Origin of the sequence: Vibrio ostreae, assembly GCF_019226825.1 — a bacterium.
In the GTDB taxonomy this organism is placed as follows: Bacteria; Pseudomonadota; Gammaproteobacteria; order Enterobacterales; family Vibrionaceae; genus Vibrio; species Vibrio ostreae.
Window position 1 is genome coordinate 210345 of record NZ_CP076642.1, and the last position, 19946, is coordinate 230290.

A 19946-nucleotide genomic window follows, 5' to 3' on the forward strand; every position below is an offset into this window, starting at 1 on the left:
ATCGTCTGGGTTGTTCACTGAACATGAAAATAATATTCAATTAAATATTAATATGCTATTGCATTTATTTAATTGATGCATTCATAATACTTTCTCAAAAATACTAATCTTATAACGAACAATACGTTATCGTAAATTGTCTATTCTAGGAATAAAAAATGAAAAAATTATTATTGCCTTTGCTAACCGTGTTGGTGGCTTCAGGTTGTTCGACTGTGCCTGTTCTTACACAGGATTCGCCAGAACTTCAAACAACGCAATCATTTAGCGCGGTTGATGACAAAGCTGTCATCTATTTATATCGTGATAGAGAAGCAAATTTTGGATTATTTGAATTAGAAATCCACATCGATGATGAAGATGTGAATACCTATCCAGCTTGCTACCGTCGTTTTGAATTGGAGCCGGGTAATTACTTTTTTGAAGCTGATCATCCCGATGTTTTTGGCTTCGAAGATGAAATGGATTTTACCGCTAAGGCTGGGGAAGTGAGCTACTTCGAATATTTGCCAATTGCACGTTTTGGTATACCTGGCGAAACGAAAATTGTCGCTAAAACCGCTGAAGAAACACAACAATTGATCCGTGAACAAGACTTATGTGTAAACCCAATTGTTCAGTTGAAAGCGCGTGATTAAATGAGTGCGCTTAGACTGACAGAATAAAATATAGTTGTCGGTTTTTGCGCTGTTCAACGCTCCGCCGTTATAGCGCACACCCTGATAATGTATAGAGTGTGCGCTTCTTACGTTACCTTACCCGTGCTTCGGCACTGTTACTGTAGTCAGAAGTATTACCGTCTGAGGCAAACGCTTTGATTCGATAGCTGTAAGTGCCTGCAGCTAGGCCCGTTTCAGTGTACTGATTGATGCCGGGAGCGACGATGATAGGGTCGCCTGAGTAGGTCACTTTACCTTTGGCTTTATCGCCTCGCTCAACATAGAAACCCGCAATACCATCCGTGCTGTAATTCCAGTTCAGGGTTACGCTATCGCCACTGCTAACCGCAGTCAGTCCGGTCGGAGCGGGCAGGGCATCCGGGTTTGGCTGTGACGTTGCCCCTGAATCAACGGTGACTCTCAGCGGCGAAGACGTGGCCTGACTTTGTAAGTTTTCCACTCTAATCTGATAGAAGTAATCGCCTGCTTCATTGACAGTATCGACAAAGCTGGTGGTATCGGGCCCGAGTGTAATGAGGTCCGAATAGCTTGTTTTACCTCTCGCTTTCATTCCGCGTTCAATCGTTACGCTGTCCTCACTCAGGCTGTTATCCTGCCAGCTTAACGCAACATTAAATCCAGACACGGACGCCTGCAAATTGGTCGGCGCAGAAAGAATATAAGGATCGCTGACTTGAATGCTGATATCCGTGCTGCTCTGCGCGCTGGCGTTGTCTGTTACGGTAAGTGTGACAGTGTAATTCCCTCCTGTACTGTAGGTATAGGTAAACTCTGCGTCATGAGCTGTCTCTCCATTCCCCAAATCCCACTCATAGTCAACAATAGTGCCGTCACTATCAGTTGAAGTTAAGGCACTGAAATGAACAGCATCACCAATGTTGTATTGGGTCGGCATACTATCGATGGCCGCGGTGGGCATTTCATTCGTGACCTGAATAATGCTGGTCGCGGAGTTGGACAGTCCATGATTATCGGTGACGGTTAAATTGACCTGATAAGAGCCCGCTGCTGAGTAAGTATGGTTCACACTCGGCAGGCTGGAGGTGGTGCCGTCCCCCAGACTCCAGTAATAAGAAGCGATAGAGCCGTCTGAGTCACTGGAACCTGAACCATCCAAGGTCACAGCGCTGCCAAAGGCAACCGAGCTACTGCTGGCGTTGATTACCGCGACGGGTGCACTGAGGTTATCGAGGTTTTGCGCGTAATTGACGGCAGCCTGAGCATCGACCAAGCCGTGTCCGTACACATTGTCGTCTCCCGCGGTGCCGATATCCGCCGCGGTTGAGAACAGGCCATTTTCGATTTCATCGGCACTGATCCCCGGATTAGCCGCGACCATCAGGGCCGCAACGCCGGCGGTCAGCGGTGATGAAAATGACGTGCCGCTGTAATAGACGTAGCGATTGCCCGGATAGGTGGTACGAATGCTGGTCCCCGGCGCGGTGATATCAACAAAGGTGCCCCAGTTGGAGAAGCTCGCTCTGGTGTTACTGGTGTTTGTGGCGGCCACACCGACAAAGCTGGTGTAATCGGGATAAGCAGCAAATTCCTGACCGTCGTTACCGGCAGACATAAATAGCAGGCCATTTTTGCTGCGCAGATATCTGGCCGCGCTGTCAATTGTCGCGTATTGAATGCCGCCATAGCTCAGGTTGACGATTCGGGCGCCTTTATCTGCGGCATATTCGATACAGGTTGCCATGGTTGAGATATATGCGCTGCTGTTGCTGTCGCTGATCGCAATGCGGACCGGAATGATATCGACATTCCAGCTAACACCGGCCACGCCAAGAGCATTGTTGCCCACGGCTCCTAACGTTCCCGCCGTCCCGGTACCATGTCCATTGGCATCGGCAATATAGTCCGAACCATCTTGGGCGTTAAAAGCCAAATCGGTGCGCAGGTTGGCGCTTAAGTCCGGGTGAGAAACTTCAAAACCGGTATCGCACACCGCAACCAAGACGCTGTTGCTGCCGGTCGTGACGTCCCAGGCCTGCGGCGAGTTAACGGCAGCATGATGCCATTGCAGGTCGAAATCAGCATCATTGGGTGTCATGGCAGGAGCGACAGCATAGTCCGCTTCGGCAAATTCCACGTAACCGCTGCGTTTGAGGATATTGGCGACCGCCGTCTCTCGTCCGGCGTGCTCAAAGGTAGCGATGGTAACCTGACTGCCTTGTAAGGTGCGTTGTGAGACCAGCCCCTGGCTGTGCAGTAAAGCGTTGAGCGCTTTTAACTCATTTGCCGGTATAGAACTATTGATCTTGTAGAGTACAGTGCCAGGGCGTACCTCTGCTGAATGAGGGGGTTCAGCAAAGACGCTGAAAGATAAAGGAAAGGTGAGCAGAGGAAATAAAGATCTCATGATCGTTGTTTTATGCATACCATCACTCCTGATGTAATTATCAGTAAATAATGGTTAATAAATGGTCATAAGTAAAACGTCATGAAATGCGATAGCCAAATAGCGTGAGCTGGAGGCCAAAATAATCGTGTGGTAATCAGGTGGGGAGGTGATGGCTAAACAGAAGCCGTGACGAAAAGTTGCCCGTTCGCTTTGCATTGGTTAATGCGTTGCAGCGAACAGGCAATTCAGAGAATCTATCTCAACAGATTAAGCATCAGGCCGACAGCTCTTTACGGATAATTTCCGCACCGGCATGCAGCGCATCCAGTTTTGCTCGTGCCACGCCACGCGGCAGAGGTGCCATGCCACAGTTGGTGCATGGGTACAGTTTGTCTGCATCAACAAACTGCAGCGCTTTACGCAATGTCTCTGCCACTTCTTCCGGCGTTTCAATCTCGTTGGTCGCCACGTCAATTGCGCCAACCATAACCTTTTTACCGCGGATCAGTTCAAGCAATTCGATAGGCACACGGGAGTTGTGGCACTCAAGTGAGATAATATCGATATTAGACTGTTGCAATTTCGGGAAAATCTCTTCGTACTGACGCCATTCAGAGCCCAGTGTCTTTTTCCAGTCAGTATTGGCTTTGATGCCGTAGCCATAACAAATATGGACTGCGGTTTCACACTTCAGGCCTTCAATCGCGCGCTCCAGAGCGGCGATACCCCAGTCGTTCACGTCGTCAAAAAACACGTTAAACGCAGGTTCATCAAACTGGATAATATCCACACCAGCGGCTTCGAGCTCTTTCGCTTCCTGGTTAAGAATCTTGGCAAATTCCCACGCCAGTTTCTCGCGGCTGTGGTAATGATCATCGTAAAGGGTATCGATCATGGTCATAGGACCCGGCAGAGCCCATTTGATCGGTTGCTTGGTTTGCTGACGCAGAAACTTCGCATCTTCCACAAACACCGGCTTTTGACGACTCACTTCGCCGACCACTACCGGCACGCTTGCTTCATAACGATTACGAATGGTAACGGTTTTACGGTTTTCGAAATCAACGCCGTTCAGGTGTTCAATAAAAGTGGTGACGAAATGCTGACGTGTCTGCTCACCATCGCTGACAATATCAATGCCTGCTTGTTGCTGATCTTGCAGCGCTAAACGCAGTGCATCTTGTTTGCCGGTAATCAGTTCTGCATCCTGCAGTTTCCACGGTGACCACAGAGTCTCTGGCTGAGCAAGCCAGGATGGTTTAGGTAAACTGCCTGAAGATGAAGTCGGTAATAGTTTTTTCATAATAAATTCTGTCTTGTGTTGTCGTTAATTATCAAGCGTAAGCAGCAGACCATTGCTCAAGCAGCGTCTGGTATGGTTTGATGAAGGTTTCTTCAGTGAACTTGCCTTGTTCAATCGCTAATTTGCTGCGTTCTTCGCGGTCATAAACAATATGCGTGATTGAATGGTCCGGATTTTTCAGATTAGGCTGATAACATTTTCCAGCGGCTGAGTTCGCGTTATAAATTTCAGGACGGTAAATTTTCTGGAATGTTTCCATGGTGCTGATGGTGCTGATCAGTTCCAGATTGGTGTAATCATTAAGCAGATCGCCAAAGAAGTAGAAGGCGAAAGGAGCCGCACTGCCTTTCGGCATGAAATAACGCACCTGCAGACCCATTTTTTTGAAGTATTGCTCGGTCAGCGATGACTCATTCGGTTCGTATTCGTAGCCCAGAACCGGGTGTTGGTTACCTGTGCGATGATAGACCTTAGCATCCGACACACTCAGACAGATCACCGGTTTTTTGGTAAAGTTATTTTGGTATACCTCTGAATTCACGAAACATTTGAAGATGTTGCCATGCAGGTCACCAAAATTTTGCGGAATGCTGAACTTTGGTTGATCCCTGTTGTGGTCAAGCAGCAATACGCTGAAGTCGTAGTCGCGAACGTAAGAGGAGAAGTTGTTGCCGACAATGCCTTCGATGCGCTGATTGGTTTTATGGTCAACAATGTTGGTTTTCAGCACTTCGATAGTGGGAAAAGTTTCTTCACTGGTCGCGTTGCCAATATTCAGATCAACCGAGATGATCTCCAGCTCTACCGAATAACGATCGCCGTTCGGGTTATCCCAGGTCGCTAACGTATTAAAGCGATTATTAATCATCTGTAACGTATTGCGCAGGTTTGACTGACGACTCTCGCCGCGGGCCAGATTGGCAAAGTTCGTTGTGAGACGAGTATTGTTTGATGGTTGGTAATTTTCATCAAAACACAGGCTTTTAATCGTAAATGTAAAATCGTTATTCATGTTCTGGTATCCCGTTGCTGCGATAAATCGAAAACTCGTTCCTTGCTTGGTGTGGTATTTCTGACTATTCCGGTCTTTACTTCCACAGCCTTGAGTAATTGGTGCCAAGTGACGTAATGAAAACTCAACTGTTTTCGCTTTGAGTGAATGGCTTGGGTATGTTGTACCCTTGAATGGGCATAGAAATACAATGGTATTATTTAATGTGCTATATGAGATTTCTTCATGTTTTGTTTTACTAATAGAGTTTTATTAATGAATATCATGAAAAAGTTTCATGTTAAGCGCTGATATGAACCTGAGTGTGAATGACGATTTCTGATTTTTATCTGATGAGCAAGAGCAGAGCGGGGCATTGAGCCCCGCTTTTTTATAACTAAATAGGCTTATTTAGCTTTAACTCGTTCTTCTTTTTGGCCACCGGAGTAAATACAAAATGCCGAGTTATAATCGTTGTAAGCGACGGCGTAATTAAAGTCGCAGAAATAAGCCGGATGTTTAGTGGCGATCGCATCACCAGCCTGACACTGGTCACCGAGTGACTCAACTAAGGAATCATTATTCGCCCCTAAACACGCTTGACCGGTTTGTTTATCTTCTGACATGCAGCCAGACAATGCCAAAGCGGAAAGGACAACTAACCCAATGGATTTTTTCATTCTGAATCTCGATTTTATTGTGATAATACTATTGGAATGATATGCGTGAGTTGCATATCTGGCTGAATGCTAGCACTGATTTATCATTTGGGGCAATGAGTCAGGGGCTATGGTTTAGATTCTAATCTGCTGTTAGACGAATCCGTATTTCAGCTTGGCCTGGTGTATGCCCGGCCACGGTAGCGTATTCGCGCCGCTGGCAGCTAAATCTCTACTGCGTTCTGCCCTGATAGTGATAAAATCGCGGTATCAGAATTACCGAGAATTGTTATGTTTATCCATCATGTTAACGGCATCGACTGGCTGGTGATTACCGCTTTTGAAGAGCTGAAACCTCTATTTATCGAAGACGCCGGTGCGATCCCAAGTTACTTCTCTGCCACCAGCGAATTGAACCTGATTGATCAAGCCAGGCGTGCTTATGGATATTTGCCAGCACTCAGCGGTGTAATCACCGATACCGGCACCTTTCAGAGCCAAGATAACCAAGAAGATTTGAATCCACAGCTTGCCTGCTTAGTTGAGGGGCGTGGCCGGGTGTTTATCTACCACGGCGGCGTTGTGGCTTTTGTCAATGACGATCAAACCTTTATTACCCGGATGGGCTGAATATTATTCAGTTATCTGAAAACGGCTTGTCAGTTGATCGTGGTCAATGGAACATCAATCTCCTGACATTGCTGATGTTCAAATGACATCAACTTGCCTAGCATGAGCGTTTTGTGGCTATTTCTGGTGTGTTATGTCTCCGACCGTCGATCATGTTCTGCTGAATCTCGCGCTTAATCTCAGTTCCAACCGTTCTCATACTCAGCAGTACCAAAGCTTGATCGATGGTGTTGCGCAGGTCTTCCCGTGCGATGCGAGTTGCCTGTTTATTCTGGATGAAGAGCGGTTTCTTACTCCGGTTGCGGTGCGCGGGTTGCAGACTTCGGTGCTTGGTCGTCGTTATTTTCCCAAGGCGCATCCGCGCCTGGAGGCGATCATCGAAAGTCGTGAAGCGGTGCGTTTTGACGCCGACTGCCTGCTGCCTGATCCGTTTGACGGTGCTTTGCTGAGCGACGATCTGTGTATTGATGTTCATGACTGCATGGGGTTTAGCTTGTATGTGGAAGGGCAGTTGGTCGGCGCGCTGACCATGGACGCAATGGCGGTGGGGGCGTTTGACGATATCGAACCGGTGACGATCGAAACCTTTGCGGCTTTAGCCGCGGCAACACTGCGTAACATTGGCCAGATTAAAGCGCTCAAAGCGCAGAACCAAAAACAGAAAAGCGTTACCCAGACACTGATCCAACAGGCGCGATCCCAGCATGGGGAAATGGTCGGGTTAAGCCCGCAGATAGCCCAACTGAGAAACAATATTGAGACGGTGGCGAAATCGGATTACGCGGTTCTGATTAGCGGTGAGACCGGCACCGGCAAAGAACTGGTGGCGCACTCCGTACACGCGCAATCCCTGCGCAGCGACAAGCCGATGATTTACGTTAACTGCGCTGCACTGCCGGAAGGGCTGGCGGAAAGTGAGCTGTTTGGTCATGTCAAAGGCGCATTTACCGGCGCCAACAGTCAACGGGCCGGAAAATTTGAACTGGCTGACGGCGGCACGTTATTCCTTGATGAAGTGGGAGAGCTGCCCTTGGTACTGCAGGCCAAATTGCTGCGGGTTATTCAGCAGGGCGAGCTGCAACGTGTTGGTAGCGATCAACATCTGCTGGTTAATGTACGCATCGTTGCGGCGACCAACCGACAATTGGAGAAGGAAGTCGAGGCCGGCACGTTCCGTGCGGACTTATTCCACCGTCTTAACGTGTTTCCTATCCAAGTACCGCCGCTGCGCTCCCGCGAGGGCGATATTCCTGTACTGGCCGGTTACTTGCTGGAAAAAGTGCGCCAACAGTTTAACGCGCCAAACTTGCACGTTCACCCTAAAGTACTGACGCAGATGGAAAAGCGCCCCTGGTACGGTAATGTACGCGAACTGGAGCACACCTTGACCCGCGCCGCGCTGCATGCGATTCAGCAGGGTGCGGTGACGATTCTCTCCACTCACTTCGATGCTTCTCTCAATCTGGATGATGTAAAAAACACATCGCAGTTTTTACCTCAGCAAAGTCAGCCGATGCGAGACCTGGTCGAGCGCTATCAGCATGAGCTGATTGAACATGCTCTGCGCCTGAATGACGGGGTGTGGGCAAAAGCCGCGCAATTTCTGCACATGGACCGTGGCAACCTGTACCGCATGGGCAAAAAGTTCGGGATTAATAAATAAGCATGTTCGCGGTTGTGATGTCATTTCAACACCGCCAGTGTTGTTGAAATGACATCAATCAATTGATGGAATACGACTTAATTCATTAAAATTCAATAAGATAAGGTTTGGCACGCATTCTGCTCTTCAGTGGTGACTATCACAACGATGACAACAATCACTGGAGAACCCAATATGTTCTGTATTCAATGCGAACAGACAATTCAAACCCCTGCTGCTAAAGGTTGTTCTTACGCACAAGGCATGTGCGGCAAAACCTCTGAGGTTTCTGATCTGCAGGACGCGCTGGTTTATACCTTGCAGGGCGTGTCATTCTGGGCGGCCAAAGCACGCGAATTTGGCATCATCAGCGATGAAATCAACCAATGGACGCCAAAAGCTTTCTTTGCAACCCTGACTAACGTTAACTTCGATCCTGAGCGTATTGTGGCACTTGCTTCGCAGGCGGCGGTCTACAAAGCGAGCCTCAAAGAGCAGGTTTTGGCTGCGGCGACTCTGGCTGATCAGGCGGTGCAGGATGTTCCGGCAGTGGCACAATTCGAACTGCCCGACAACGCACAAGATATTCTCGCGCTGGCACCACAGGTGGCGGTCAACCGCGGAAAAGATCAGTTGCATGAGGACGTGATTGGCCTGCGTTTGCTGTGTCTTTATGGCCTGAAAGGGGCCGCCGCTTACATGGAGCACGCCCGCGTACTGGGGCAGACTGACAACGAGATCTATGCCACTTATCATGACATCATGGCGTGGCTGGGCACGGATCCGCAAGACTTAGCCGCGTTGCTGGATTGTTCGATGCAGATTGGCCTGATGAACTACAAAGTGATGGAGATGCTGGATCGCGGTGAGACCGAAAACTTTGGCCACCCTGAGCCGACCACTGTCAACGTTAAGCCGGTTAAAGGTAAATGCATTCTGGTTTCCGGCCATGATCTGCACGACCTGGAAAAAATCCTGCAGCAGACGCAAGGCAAGGGCATTAATGTCTACACCAATGGTGAAATGCTGCCTGCGCATGGTTATCCTGAACTGAAAAAATATCCGCATCTGGCCGGTAACTACGGCAGCGCCTGGCAAAACCAACAGAAAGAGTTCGCTAATTTTCCCGGCGCGATTGTGATGACATCAAACTGCCTGCTGAACCCGAATGTGGGCCAGTACGCCGATCGCCTGTTTACCCGCAGCATAGTGGGCTGGCCGGGTGTGGCTCACCTTGAGGGGGGACGACTTCAGCGCCGTGATTGAGTGCGCACTGGCGCAGCCGGGTTTTCAGCATAATGAAATTGAACACCACATTACGGTCGGATTTGGCCGTAATGCATTGATGAATGCCGCGCCTGCGGTGATCAAGCAGGTCAAACAGGGCAACATCAAACACTTCTTCCTGGTTGGCGGTTGTGACGGCGATAAATCCGAGCGCAGCTACTATACCGATTTTACCGCTGCTGCGCCGGAGGATACGCTCATCCTGACCCTGGCCTGCGGTAAATTCCGCTTCAACAAAAACACCTTTGGTGACATTAACGGTATTCCGCGTCTGCTGGACGTGGGGCAGTGTAACGATGCCTATTCTGCTATTCAGCTTGCTTTGGCGCTGGCAAACGAATTTGAGTGCGATATTAATGAACTGCCACTGACGCTGGTGCTGTCATGGTTTGAGCAGAAGGCGATCGTCATCCTGCTGACCTTGTTCGCTCTGGGTGTGAAAGGCATCTACACCGGGCCGACGGCGCCAGCGTTCCTGACTCCGAACCTTATCGCCATCATTCAGGACAAATTCGACATGCGCAGCATCGGCAACGTGCAGGACGACCTGAACGCGATTCTGGCGGCGTAACTGCTATATGTTTTTCTTTGCCCCGCCGTGGCGCGGGGCTTTCTCGCAATGCATCAAAGAGAAGATTATGTTTTTTGAATGGCAAGGTCAGCAGCCCGTCACCCTGCGCTGTATTGATAAGATGACTGAAACCCGGGACAGCGTCAGCATCAAACTGGCGGCGCTCAACCCAGCGTTACTGTTCCGCTTCAAGCCCGGCCAGTTTATTAATCTCGGGGTAGAGATTGACGGCCGGAGTGAATTTCGCGCCTACTCCATCAGCTCAATGAACGACGAAGATTATCTTCAACTGACGATTAAGCGCGTCGATGGCGGCAAGGTCTCTAACTTTATCCTTGATTCCCTATTATCCGGTGATACGGTACAAGCACTACCGCCAGCGGGAGATTTTAACTGCATTGATCATCCGCCTGTCCAATCACACCAGGGCGCTAAAACGCTGCTGATCAGTGCCGGATGCGGTATAACGCCGGTCTTTGCCATGGCAAAATACTGGCTGCAGAGCGCGAAAAGCGATGTGCATATTACGTTTCTTCACGTCGCACGCAGCGCAGCTGACACCATTTATTACCACCAGCTGGAATCGCTGCATGCCATCTATCCCAACTTTGATTTAAAGCTGCTGCTGAAAAACAGTGCCGGTACCCGCCATCCACAAGGTCGTCTCAATCTCGACTGGTTGCTCGAACTGGTGCCGGATGTCGAGCAGCGCACGGTTTACCTGTGCGGCCCAGGTCAGTTTATGCAGGATGTGCAGGGCTACTTAGCCGCCGTTAACTTTGATATGGCCAACTTTTATCAGGAAAGTTTTACCCCGGTAATTGGTCAAAACTCTGACCTCGCTGATGAACCGGTTAATGTGTTTGTACCTGATTTTGATCTGAGTATAGAAGCGCAAAAAGGACAGCCGCTGGTTGAGGTACTGGAAAATGCAGGGCTGCCGATCATCGCCGCGTGCCGCAGCGGGATCTGTGGATCGTGTAAATGCAAAGTCGAAACGGGCAGTGTCACCTCGACCAGTCAGCAGACGCTGACACCGCAAGAGATTGAGCAGGGCTATGTTCTGGCGTGCTCTTCGTTAGTCGAATCGGATCTGCAAGTGCAGTTAGGTTAGGACGGGCAACGGTGTAGCTGTGTTGGCTGCGCACGTTCATGTAAATATTCAAATGGCTCTGTTGAGCTTGATTCAAGTGAGCCATTTTTGTTTGCATAAAATTAATGGCTAAGTATTTAGCTTAGGCATCATCCTGATGCCACCAAAGTTGCGGATCGTTAAATACTGCCTTCACGTTCGATAACTAAGATTCTGGCTTCACCTTGAGGATGAGCGACATGTTCGGTGCCGACGGAGGCAAAGAAAATATCCCCGGCATTTAAAATCTCAGATTTTGTCTCGCCATCTTCTTTGTACAGCATTTTGACCACTCCGTGCATAACAGCAAAGACTTCTTCACCATCATTGACGTGCCAGATGTACGGCTTATCGGTCCAATGTAAACGCGTGGTGACACCACTCATGTTAGCGATATCCTTAGCTCCCCAGGCCCTGTCTGCGGTAAATTCCTGGCTTCTGATTATTTCCACGTTATGTCCTTATTACTGAGTTTCTGAACGACAGAGTGTCGCTGCCTTATACATCACAATCAATTGAGCACATAGTTAACCATCCGTTACAGCAGGTCAACTTATACCAACACAACTCGTGACTGGTTGCAGTGCATAAAGTGATTTACTATGCCAACAATCACGCTAGCGTTGTTGGCCATGCGCAGCCCCTTAATGTGTGTCGGGGCGATCATCATGCTGTTTGCGACCAACTTTAAACTCACCCTGATTGTGCTGGCCTCGGTGCCTTTTGTTTTAGTGCCGCTCCTGGTTTACGGGCGACGCGTGCGTGCGTTGTCGCGTAAAAGTCAGGATTCAATGGCAGATGTCGGCAGCTACGCCGGTGAAGCCATAGAGCACATAAAAACAGTGCAGAGTTTTAACTCCGAACCTTACGAAAAAGCCGCCTTTGCTGCAGAAGTCGAAAAAGCGATTGAGGTCGGCCGTCAGTGGGTTAAGCAGCGGGCGATTTTAATTTCTGGTGTGATTGTTTTTGTGTTTAGCGCAATCGCAGGCATGCTCTGGGTCGGCTGCAGTGGCGTTATCCAGGGTAAAATGTCGGCGGGCAACCTGGGCGCTTTTGTGTTTTTGCCATTATGGTTGCCTCTTCGATGGCGACGATTTCTGAAGTGCTGGGTGCACTGCAAAGAGCGGCGGGTGCAACCGAAAGGCTGATTGAGATTCTGCAGGTCAAGAGCGACATCAGTGCGCCGGCAAGATAGCAGTATTAGATGGCGGTCAACTGGTCGATATCGGTAATCACAAGTCGCTGATGCAAACCTGCGATCTCTATCAAAGGCTGGTGGCACTGCAGTTTAAGCACCTGGAATGATGGCGGGCTGTCGCTAGTTTAGTGGCCTGCAGCGGCAGTAAGGCAGGCTGTTAGGAGTTATGGCTGATACAAAAAAGCCGCTGAACAATCAGCGGCTTTTCGAATGTGGCGGAGAGATAGGGATTTGAACCCTAGGTACGCTATTAACGTACGCCGGTTTTCAAGACCGGTGCTTTCAACCACTCAGCCATCTCTCCGTAATTGCGGTGAATCATACGCGTGGCGGTTGGTCTTGTAAATACACTTTTGTGCTAAGTGGGCAATATACAACCGTTTTTTGACGTTTTTATCCCAGCCGGAGCGTTTACGCCGCTTTGGACCGCACCGAATGGCTGACAGGCCCAAATTGCCATAGACAAAAAAGCTGACTCACGGAGCCAGCTTTCTATTTTTATCTTGGGTGAAGACTTCGCGATTAACGCAGAATCATCTGAGCACGTTCAGGGCCGACGGAGATCATCTTCACTGGCACACCCATCAGCTCTTCGACACGCAGTACGTATTGCTGCGCCGCTTTTGGCAGACTTTCGAAGGTGCGACAGCCTGTGATGTCTTCATTCCAGCCTTCCATTTGCTCGTAAACCGGAGCCAGAGAAGAGGTTTGTGGCCAGATTGGGTTTTCGCTGTGCTCACCGTCGTAGCTGACACAGATCTTCAGATCCAGCATACCAGACAGGCAGTCCAGCTTGGTCAGCGCGACTTCAGTGGCCGCTTGCAGCTCAACACCGTTGCGGGTTGCTACTGCGTCAAAGTAACCCATATCACGTGGACGACCCGTTACTGCGCCGTATTCGTTGGCCGCTTCACGGAAGTTGTCCTGCTCTTCCATCGCAGTGATCAGAGTGCCGGTGCCTACTGATGAACTGAATGATTTCGCGACTGCGATAACGCGCTCCGGACGCAGAGCCGGCAGGCCGCTACCCAGACCAGCGTACGCTGCGGTGACGTTTGATGATGTTGTCCACGGGTATTCACCGTACACCAGGTCACGACCGGCACCCAGCTGCGCTTCAAACAGCAGGTTTTGATCTTTGGCTTGCAGTACTTTCAGCGGTTCGCTGACGTTGCAGATCGCGTCACGCCATGGCGCAGACACTTCCAGCAGCCAGTCTGTCATCTCTTGAGCGGTCTGAGAAAATTCAAACGTCGGGTACAGGGCTTTTAGCTGTGGCAGTTTCCAGTCCAGCATGAACTGGATGCGTTCGCGCAGGACTTCCGGCTGTTTCAGCCAGCCGACCAGGATACCTTTTTTCATCACGCGGTCGCCGTAAGCCGGCGCAATACCCTGGCGGGTTGAGCCGTAAGCGCCGTCGCCCAGACGAACTTCTTCCAGTGTATCTTCCAGTGCGTGGATAGGCAGACACAGGGTGGCACGGTCTGAAATACATAGGTTCACGTCAACGCCAGCTGCTTTCACTTCTTCGATTTCCTGAGAAAGCGGAGCAGGGCTGATGACCATGCCAGGGCCAAGAACCGCCAGACAGCCTGGGTTAAACACGCCGCTTGGCAGCTGGTGCAGTTTGAATGTACCCAGATCATTCACTACAGTGTGACCGGCGTTATTACCGCCTTGGAAACGGATGCTCGCTGCGGCGCTATCGGCTAAATAGTCCACGATACGGCCTTTACCTTCATCACCCCAGTTTGCACCAACAACAACGATAGACGACATGTTTTTATCTCCTCAAAAGTTACGCATTGATCCTAGTGGGACGGCAAGAATAAGAAAAATTAATTATTATTATTAACTTGATAAGGATTTCATATCGGGATATTTTGCCCGCGATTGACCGTGAGGTGAAAGGCGGTCTGCAATCAAATTGATATAAGAGGATTTGCGATGCTTGATCTGCACTGGCTCAATACCTTTGTCACCCTGGCCAGGCTGGAACATTTTGGTAAAACGGCCAATGAACTGCATATGACTCAACCCAATGTCAGCCTGCACATCAAACAACTCGAGCAAACCACCCGGGTGAAGCTGATTGAACGTAATCCGTTTCGGTTGACTCATGCCGGTGAGCGCTTGCTCAAGAGCGCGCAAAACACCTTGATGGAGCTGCAAAGTTGTCAGGCTGATTTGAATGCGATCAATGACTTATGTCAGGGGACGATGACGATAGCGGCCAGTGATATTATCTCGCGCTGGTTGCTGATCAGCCCGTTTCAGTCGTTCAAATCCGAGTTTCCCGGCATCGATCTGACCCTGCTCAATACTACTTCTTCTCAGGCGGCGGATCTGGTCAAAAATGCCAAAGCCGATTTGGGTTTTGTTATGGCGCAGAAGGAGAGTCAGCCGCTGCATTTTGTCGAGCTGAAGCAGGTGAAATGGTGTGCGTTGGGTAACAATCTCGATAAATGGCAACGTGGGGAAACGGTGGGTAATCTTGAAGCGCCGACTCTGATTTTGCTTGGTCATGATACCCGGACCCGGGATCTGATTGATCCGGCGTTAAGTAAACTGGGCCTGATGAACTACCGAATCATGGAAGTCGGTAGTGTGGACGCGCAAATCGATTGGGCTGAAGCGGGTTTTGGTATTGCGATAGTGCCGGACTTTGCTCTGCATCCTAAGCTAAACCTGCAGTCGGATATCACACCTTTACCTTCATTTCCCTCGGCGAGCCTGGGTTATATCGTACGCCAAAATCAGGTGCTGTCGAAAGCGATCAAAAAGCTATTACACTGGGTTGATGAAGAGATTGTTCGCTCACCGCATGTCAATGGTTGAGCAGGGCAGTTGTGAGCGATAACAGCGTTGATTATCGTTAAGTAGACGATAGCAGGTGTAAATGAGTAACGATTGTCTACAGTTATGGAAGCGGTCTGAATTAAAATTGGCGGTTAAACATTGTCCACATAAACGGTGTTTTCACTCTACTTGCTGAGATGCTAATAAAATAATGTTTTATTAATAAGTTTTTGAATTTGATAGGGAAATAGTGGTTGAGTAAACGCTTGTACGCCCGAAAGTATTTGCAGGTTACTGTGAAGTACTTCAAAATTAGCGGGTTAGCAATTCTTCTTAGTTAAGAATGAGGTTTTGATGAAAGTCGCGGATTTATTTAAGCATCGTGCGGAAAATTTAGTAAAGCATGCTGAATCTAAGCAGTGGGTCACTCCCGCTATGCGCGAATATTGGGACGAGTTCTTAGGCAAAGCCAACAATCGCCAGCTGTTTTCTTGGTTGAAAGAGTTTCATCCGGCGAATGAAGATGTACAAATGCCTGAGCCCATCGTGCTGAAGCCCGAAGCTCAGGAAGTGTACGATGAACTGATGCCCCAAATTGGCGAAGTCATCCATGTGGGTGACTGGATGCTCGTGGATCAAGAGCGTATTAATCAATTTGGAGCTGTCACGGAAGATATGCAATGGATTCACACGGATCCAGAGCGTGCTGAAGCGGAATCTCCGTTTAAGACAACCATTGCCCATGGTTTTCTGACCCTGTCGTTGTTGCCAAAACTAACTGACAGCGTCGATGAAGCGAATGCCCTGTTCCCAACCGCTAAAATGGTGGTGAACATTGGCCTTAATTCTGTGCGTTTTCCGTACCCGGTCAAGTCTGACAGTCGAGTGCGTGCCGTGAGCACGTTGTCGAAAGTGACGCCTATTAAAAAAGGGTTGGAAATCGAACGTGAAATCAAGGTTGAGATCGAAGGTATTCGCCGCCCTGGTTGTGTAGTGGTTTCAGTCATTCAGTTGCATTTTTGATCCCTGTGATAGACAAAAGGAGAGCATCAGCTCTCCTTTTTTGTGCCTGTTATTTGGCCACTGGAATATAACCATACTCAACGATACGCTCTACGGCGCGCGGTGAATGGAGGAAATCCAGAAACGCTTTCACTTCTTTATTCTCTTTGTTGGAATAGTGCAGAATCAGAAACGGGCGCGACAACTCATATTTGTTTTCAGCAATCGCGCCAGCGCTTGGTGTAACACCTTCGAAGCTGATGGCCTTAACTGATTTATCGACCGAACCGGTAGAGATGAAACCAATCGCCTGAGTGTTATGGTTGACCAGGGTTTTGACCATGCTGTTGCTGTTGACCACCAGGTTATTTGGGTTGATGTCAGATACCAGACGATCGTTAACGATGGTAGTCAGGCCAAGCAAGCTTTCAAAGCTGTAACGGGTGCCGGAAGAGGCTTCACGTGTCACAACTGCGATTTTTTGATCGTGGCCGCCAACCTGTTTCCAGTTGGTAATATTGCCTTTATAGATGTCGTACAGTTGCTGACGAGTCAGGTTGGTGACCGGGTTTACTCGGTTGATGACCACAGCCAGGCCGTCAAACGCGATGGTAAAAGTAGCGAGGTTTTCTTCTTCTTCACTCTCAGTCAGGTAACGCGAGCTCATCGCGATATCACTGACGCCTTTTTTCAGCAACGTAATTCCCGCCGTAGAGCCGACACCTTGAACCGCGATGTAAGTATCGGGATGTGAGGTGTTGTATTCTTCTGCCAGCACGTCCATTAGGCGTGCGACGGATGTAGAACCAGAGACGTTGATTTCACTGGCTTGCGCAAAAGAAGTAAATAAACAAAGGGAGTAAACAGCGGCAAGCACTACCCGTAACATAAAATAAACTCCAAAATCGATGAGTGACGAAGCGCTATGGTATGTCGCTGATGTGACATTTTTGTGAATGCCGACGTAAAAGCAGAGATAATCTGAGGCGTTACGGATCCAAGTGGCTTTTATGTCGTTACTTGAACAGCGATGAAAACATCAATAATCTTTGCACAGGTTATACTCAAAACACTTTGAGATCATAGTAATAGTTGTAAGTTTGCGCGATACTAAAGGCCGGTTTGCTTATCTGGGCGTTAAGGAAGTCATGACAGTTATTAATTTACTGCAGCGTCAAATTGAACGACGGGCGGAGGTCGTATGCGCCAACCGTAACCAGAGTTTGCCTGCAGAACTGGGCAAATCGGGGTTTGAGCCAATAGAAAATGGCGTGCACTTTATTCAAAGCCACTTCAAACTCGATTCAAGTCATTGCGATTACACCAGCCTGGTGGCAAAAGTGATTTGGGAAGAAAGCCACAGCTTATGGGGGCTGTATGTGCCTTCCAATGAGAATGAAGTTCCTGAGTGGGTGCCGTATCCGTATCTGTCCAAAAGCGGCGATCTGACGGCACTGATCCGTGAAATAGAAAAAGATCCGAAATCGTATTTCTGGAGCTGAACAGGCCGCAATCAAAAAGCAAGCAATAAAAAGGGCATTCAATCAGAATGCCCTTAACTCTCTTAACCCTTAATTGCGGGCTTAGGCCTCGGTGCTCTGTTCCTGAGCAGCAGGTTCCTGATGAGCGGCTGGCTCTGCTTGTGGCAGATCTGCAAACACCTGAGTTGGTTTTGCAATCAGGCTGCGGTTCTCCTGGTTGACTTCATTCAGGACAACTTCCAGGGTATCACCCAGCTTGAACACCACTTCTTTATCGACCGATACGGTGCCTTGCTCGCCGTTGCATTCCAGACGCTGCTTGTTGTCCAGAATCAGGCCGCCAGGAATAAAGGCAGCGGCGCCATTTTCCAGCAGACGGACACGCATGCCTGCGCGGTTGATGTCAAAGATCTCGGCGTTAAAGCGCGTGCCTTTGGCCGGCTCTTCAGCCAGAGTGCGAGCGTACAGCCAGTCTGCGACATTGCGTTCGGCAATTTTGTGGTGTTTACGATGCAGCGCCAGCTCTTCACCAACGGTTTCGTCAGGCTTTTGTACCGACTCTTTACCGAGGATGTGAGCTTTCAGCATGCGATGGTTGATCATATCGCCGTACTTACGGATCGGTGATGTCCAGGTCGCGTACACGTCCAGACCCATGGCGAAATGCGGCAGCGGCTCGTTGCCGATTTCACTGTAGCTCTGACTCTTACGGATACGGTTATCCAGGTAAGCGGTTTCCTGAGCAGACAACCAACGGCGCAGCGCGGCAAAGCCTTCTACAGTTGCTACATTTTCGGCATCGATTTCCGCGCCGTGCTCGTTCATCAGTTCCACAACATCGGCCAGTTTTTCTGGTTTGAAGCCAGCGTGAGTGTTGAACACGCCGGTACCAAAGGAAGCCTGCAACGTTTTACCGGCACAGATGTTGGCGGTGATCATGGCTTCTTCAACCAGACGGTTAGCAGTGCGACGAGAGTCAGCGTGAATCGCGATCACATCGTTGTCTTCGCTCAGCTCAAAGCGGTAGTCCGGACGATCCGGGAAGACCACGGCATGAGTTTCACGCCAGTTCGCGCGTGCCTGGGCAAAAGCGTGCAGATCGCGCACGACGGCAGCGATGGTTTCATCAGGCTGCCACGCATCGCTGCTGCCATTTTCCAGCCAGTCTGATACGTGATCGTAAACCAGACGCGCGTGCGATTTGATGTTAGCAGCAAAGAAACGAATATCATCACCAATCACGCCATCTTTATCGACAGTCACGCTACAGCAAAGGGCAGGGCGCACCTGATTTTCGATCAGAGAACACAGCTCGTCAGCCAGATCGCGCGGTAGCATCGGGATGTTGCGGCCTGGCAGATAAATAGTAAAGCCACGCTCACGCGCTACTTTGTCCATGTTATCTTCCGGCGTGATATAGGCTGTCGGATCGGCAATCGCAATGGTCAGCTCAAAGCTACCGTTATCCAGTTGCTTGGCGTACAGCGCGTCATCCATATCTTTGGTTGACTCGCCATCGATAGTAACGAATGGCATATCAGTCAGATCGATACGCTCAAGATCGGCGTCATCTTTCAGTTGCCATTCGTCAATCCCGGCTGGCTCGCTGTTTGGCAGATCATTTTCTGCCAGCGTTACCCACCAAGGTGCGATTTTGTCATCCGCGTCCGTAATTTTTTCTGAGATTTCAACGAAGAAACCGTTGTCATCTTTAAGTGGGTGACGAGTCAGATGCGCGACAACCCAGTCACCTTCTTTAAACTGCTCCGGATTGACGCCTTTTTTCGTTTTGGCTTTCAGCGGTGTTTTCTTTAGTTGCGGGTGATCCGGCGCAACGTTCAGTTTGCCTTTGTGCAGTTGTACCCGACCAATAAATCGCGTCAGAGAAGGTTCAACCAGCTCTTGCGGCTCTGCGACTTCACGCTCTTTTTCAGTGCGAATGATAGCCACGACTTTATCGCCATGCATACATTTCTTCATATACGGAGGCGGGATAAAGAAACTGGTTTTGCTGTCGACTTCAAGGAAACCAAAACCTTTATCAGTGGCTTTGATCTGACCTTCTTTCTTCGGCAGGTTTTCTTGGATTTGTTGTTTGAGTTGGGCTAGTAGCGGATTATCTTGAAACATCTTATTTCTATCTGACTCGGTTGATAGGGCACACTATAAATCATTGCTATGGCTGATTACTACCGAAAACGTGCCTTTCGTGCCGATTTACATG

The 19946-nt window shown here is 49.3% G+C and carries 15 protein-coding genes, 1 tRNA gene and 2 pseudogenes; 9 read left to right on the plus strand and 9 right to left on the minus strand.

Features of this window, described 5'->3' with window-relative positions; translation table 11 throughout:
• The first annotated feature begins 158 nt into the window (after positions 1 to 158).
• Positions 159 to 638 carry a DUF2846 domain-containing protein gene (locus KNV97_RS00935; RefSeq protein WP_218561878.1) on the plus strand — a complete coding sequence of 160 codons (480 nt, stop codon included), beginning with the start codon at positions 159 to 161 and terminating at the stop codon, positions 636 to 638.
• Positions 639 to 750: 112 nt separating this feature from the next.
• Here KNV97_RS00935 and KNV97_RS00940 read toward each other — a convergent pair whose 3' ends face one another.
• From KNV97_RS00940 to KNV97_RS00955, 4 genes are all read right to left on the minus strand, one after another.
• Positions 751 to 3063: a S8 family serine peptidase gene (locus KNV97_RS00940; protein ID WP_218561879.1), complete on the minus strand. Its 2313-nt coding sequence runs from the start codon at positions 3061 to 3063 to the stop codon at positions 751 to 753.
• Between the two features lie 238 nt (positions 3064 to 3301).
• Positions 3302 to 4330 carry a methionine synthase gene (locus tag KNV97_RS00945; RefSeq protein ID WP_218561880.1) on the minus strand — a complete coding sequence of 343 codons (1029 nt, stop codon included), beginning with the start codon at positions 4328 to 4330 and terminating at the stop codon, positions 3302 to 3304.
• Between the two features lie 31 nt (positions 4331 to 4361).
• Positions 4362 to 5342: a DUF1852 domain-containing protein gene (locus KNV97_RS00950; protein ID WP_218561881.1), complete on the minus strand. Its 981-nt coding sequence runs from the start codon at positions 5340 to 5342 to the stop codon at positions 4362 to 4364.
• A 386-nt stretch (positions 5343 to 5728) separates the two neighbouring features.
• The gene (locus tag KNV97_RS00955; RefSeq protein ID WP_218561882.1) at positions 5729 to 6001 is read right to left on the minus strand and encodes a hypothetical protein; all 273 of its coding nucleotides are present in this window, start codon (positions 5999 to 6001) and stop codon (positions 5729 to 5731) included.
• Between the two features lie 270 nt (positions 6002 to 6271).
• Between KNV97_RS00955 and KNV97_RS00960 the strand changes: the two genes are divergently transcribed.
• The 4 genes and pseudogenes from KNV97_RS00960 to KNV97_RS00975 all read left to right on the plus strand — a co-directional run bounded on the left by KNV97_RS00960 (position 6272) and on the right by KNV97_RS00975 (position 11224).
• A complete protein-coding gene (locus KNV97_RS00960) occupies positions 6272 to 6610 on the plus strand; it encodes a cytosolic protein (protein WP_218561883.1) in 339 nt (112 codons plus the stop codon).
• A gap of 133 nt (positions 6611 to 6743) precedes the next feature.
• Positions 6744 to 8273 (plus strand): nitric oxide reductase transcriptional regulator NorR, encoded by a 1530-nt coding sequence (gene norR / locus KNV97_RS00965; protein ID WP_218561884.1) that lies wholly within the window; start codon positions 6744 to 6746, stop codon positions 8271 to 8273.
• Positions 8274 to 8447: 174 nt separating this feature from the next.
• Positions 8448 to 10110, plus strand: a pseudogene (gene hcp, locus KNV97_RS00970) (hydroxylamine reductase).
• Positions 10111 to 10177: 67 nt separating this feature from the next.
• Complete coding sequence (locus KNV97_RS00975; protein WP_218561885.1) at positions 10178 to 11224, plus strand: hybrid-cluster NAD(P)-dependent oxidoreductase; 1047 nt, start codon at positions 10178 to 10180, stop codon at positions 11222 to 11224.
• Positions 11225 to 11382: 158 nt separating this feature from the next.
• Here KNV97_RS00975 and KNV97_RS00980 read toward each other — a convergent pair whose 3' ends face one another.
• Entirely contained in the window at positions 11383 to 11694 is a 312-nt protein-coding gene (locus KNV97_RS00980; RefSeq protein WP_218561886.1) for a cupin domain-containing protein, read from the minus strand.
• A gap of 174 nt (positions 11695 to 11868) precedes the next feature.
• Here KNV97_RS00980 and KNV97_RS00985 point away from each other — a divergent pair.
• A pseudogene (locus tag KNV97_RS00985) lies at positions 11869 to 12431 on the plus strand (ABC transporter transmembrane domain-containing protein); the annotation flags it as partial.
• A 222-nt stretch (positions 12432 to 12653) separates the two neighbouring features.
• Here the strand turns inward: KNV97_RS00985 and KNV97_RS00990 are convergent.
• Together KNV97_RS00990 and KNV97_RS00995 are read right to left on the minus strand one after the other, a co-directional pair.
• Positions 12654 to 12744 (minus strand) — tRNA-Ser (locus tag KNV97_RS00990).
• Between the two features lie 218 nt (positions 12745 to 12962).
• Positions 12963 to 14219: an adenylosuccinate synthetase gene (locus KNV97_RS00995; protein WP_218561887.1), complete on the minus strand. Its 1257-nt coding sequence runs from the start codon at positions 14217 to 14219 to the stop codon at positions 12963 to 12965.
• 168 nt (positions 14220 to 14387) lie between these two features.
• Here KNV97_RS00995 and KNV97_RS01000 point away from each other — a divergent pair, with 168 nt between their 5' ends.
• The gene (locus KNV97_RS01000; protein WP_218561888.1) at positions 14388 to 15278 is read left to right on the plus strand and encodes a LysR family transcriptional regulator; all 891 of its coding nucleotides are present in this window, start codon (positions 14388 to 14390) and stop codon (positions 15276 to 15278) included.
• 315 nt (positions 15279 to 15593) lie between these two features.
• Positions 15594 to 16262, plus strand: coding sequence for a MaoC family dehydratase (locus KNV97_RS01005; protein ID WP_218561889.1), 669 nt, complete (start codon positions 15594 to 15596; stop codon positions 16260 to 16262).
• Positions 16263 to 16311: 49 nt separating this feature from the next.
• Here KNV97_RS01005 and KNV97_RS01010 read toward each other — a convergent pair whose 3' ends face one another.
• Positions 16312 to 17130 (minus strand): phosphate ABC transporter substrate-binding protein, encoded by an 819-nt coding sequence (locus KNV97_RS01010; RefSeq protein WP_136485935.1) that lies wholly within the window; start codon positions 17128 to 17130, stop codon positions 16312 to 16314.
• A 259-nt stretch (positions 17131 to 17389) separates the two neighbouring features.
• Here KNV97_RS01010 and KNV97_RS01015 point away from each other — a divergent pair, with 259 nt between their 5' ends.
• Positions 17390 to 17743, plus strand: coding sequence for a DUF3024 domain-containing protein (locus KNV97_RS01015; RefSeq protein WP_136485933.1), 354 nt, complete (start codon positions 17390 to 17392; stop codon positions 17741 to 17743).
• An 81-nt stretch (positions 17744 to 17824) separates the two neighbouring features.
• On the opposite strand, the gene rnb is transcribed toward KNV97_RS01015, so the two are convergent.
• Positions 17825 to 19852, minus strand: coding sequence for an exoribonuclease II (gene rnb, locus KNV97_RS01020; RefSeq protein WP_218561890.1), 2028 nt, complete (start codon positions 19850 to 19852; stop codon positions 17825 to 17827).
• Positions 19853 to 19946: the final 94 nt, after the last annotated feature.

Excerpts from the sequence above, each read along its gene's own strand:
- KNV97_RS01005 (WP_218561889.1), top strand. The coding sequence starts at position 15,594 with ATGAAAGTCGCGGATTTATTTAAGCATCGTGCGGAAAATTTAGTAAAG.
- KNV97_RS01010 (WP_136485935.1), bottom strand. The coding sequence starts at position 17,130 with ATGTTACGGGTAGTGCTTGCCGCTGTTTACTCCCTTTGTTTATTTACT.
- KNV97_RS00955 (WP_218561882.1), bottom strand. The coding sequence starts at position 6,001 with ATGAAAAAATCCATTGGGTTAGTTGTCCTTTCCGCTTTGGCATTGTCT.
- KNV97_RS01015 (WP_136485933.1), top strand. The coding sequence starts at position 17,390 with ATGACAGTTATTAATTTACTGCAGCGTCAAATTGAACGACGGGCGGAG.
- KNV97_RS00960 (WP_218561883.1), top strand. The coding sequence starts at position 6,272 with ATGTTTATCCATCATGTTAACGGCATCGACTGGCTGGTGATTACCGCT.
- KNV97_RS00935 (WP_218561878.1), top strand. The coding sequence starts at position 159 with ATGAAAAAATTATTATTGCCTTTGCTAACCGTGTTGGTGGCTTCAGGT.
- KNV97_RS00950 (WP_218561881.1), bottom strand. The coding sequence starts at position 5,342 with ATGAATAACGATTTTACATTTACGATTAAAAGCCTGTGTTTTGATGAA.
- KNV97_RS00945 (WP_218561880.1), bottom strand. The coding sequence starts at position 4,330 with ATGAAAAAACTATTACCGACTTCATCTTCAGGCAGTTTACCTAAACCA.
- KNV97_RS01000 (WP_218561888.1), top strand. The coding sequence starts at position 14,388 with ATGCTTGATCTGCACTGGCTCAATACCTTTGTCACCCTGGCCAGGCTG.
- KNV97_RS00940 (WP_218561879.1), bottom strand. The coding sequence starts at position 3,063 with ATGCATAAAACAACGATCATGAGATCTTTATTTCCTCTGCTCACCTTT.
- rnb (WP_218561890.1), bottom strand. The coding sequence starts at position 19,852 with ATGTTTCAAGATAATCCGCTACTAGCCCAACTCAAACAACAAATCCAA.
- KNV97_RS00975 (WP_218561885.1), top strand. The coding sequence starts at position 10,178 with ATGTTTTTTGAATGGCAAGGTCAGCAGCCCGTCACCCTGCGCTGTATT.
- norR (WP_218561884.1), top strand. The coding sequence starts at position 6,744 with ATGTCTCCGACCGTCGATCATGTTCTGCTGAATCTCGCGCTTAATCTC.
- KNV97_RS00995 (WP_218561887.1), bottom strand. The coding sequence starts at position 14,219 with ATGTCGTCTATCGTTGTTGTTGGTGCAAACTGGGGTGATGAAGGTAAA.